Source organism: Phytobacter sp. V91, assembly GCF_965644225.1.
GTDB lineage: Bacteria > Pseudomonadota > Gammaproteobacteria > Enterobacterales > Enterobacteriaceae > CBFFRJ01.
Window position 1 is genome coordinate 1 of sequence record NZ_CBFFRJ010000303.1, and the last position, 617, is coordinate 617.

1 pseudogene is annotated in these 617 nt (G+C 49.6%); it reads right to left on the bottom strand.

What is annotated here, in order from left to right:
• Positions 1 to 70: 70 nt before the first annotated feature.
• Positions 71 to 342: pseudogene (locus tag ACSZO4_RS25775) on the bottom strand (iron-containing alcohol dehydrogenase); the annotation flags it as partial.
• Positions 343 to 617: the final 275 nt, after the last annotated feature.

Here is a 617-nt window from a genome sequence, read left to right on the forward strand (position 1 = left end):
TGAACCAGATTTAATCTGACAGACACCTGTATAAATAACCGGTAACTGTCAGATCAGGTCTGAGCTAGTACACATAATCGCAGTCGGCAGCTTTGTAGGCTGCGAAGCCTTCTGGACCAGTTCTTCGGTTGGGTTCGGGAACACTTCATCGAACAGATGATACGCCATCTGGTGTTCATCGAGTGCGGCGAACAGGCTGTCCAGCAGGCCGAGTTTCACCAGTTGGTCATCGGTGACAATCAGCGCTTTACCCCACTGTTTGTTAGCAACCAGATTGACCATATCGCCGATTGCGCCCGCGCCATGCAGGCTGATTTTGGGAAGGGCTAACATAAAGCTCATAACTATTCTCCTTAAAATACGCGTCATCCTTCCGGCTGCCTCTTTGTTGGCTGCCCTTGCTCATCCCAGTCACATAGTTATCTATGCTCCTGGGACTCACTCAGTTGCCGCCTCGATGCAACCTGAATGATTTGCGTATTGATTAGTGTGATTCTTGTAGCTCACCCAAAAACCGCACCGGGCAGTTCCCTCTCCCTGAGGGCTGTCTCTTATACACAAATCCTCCGGCAACATTGTCGGGGGATTTTTTTGAATCTTTTCCCCGTTTGTTGATC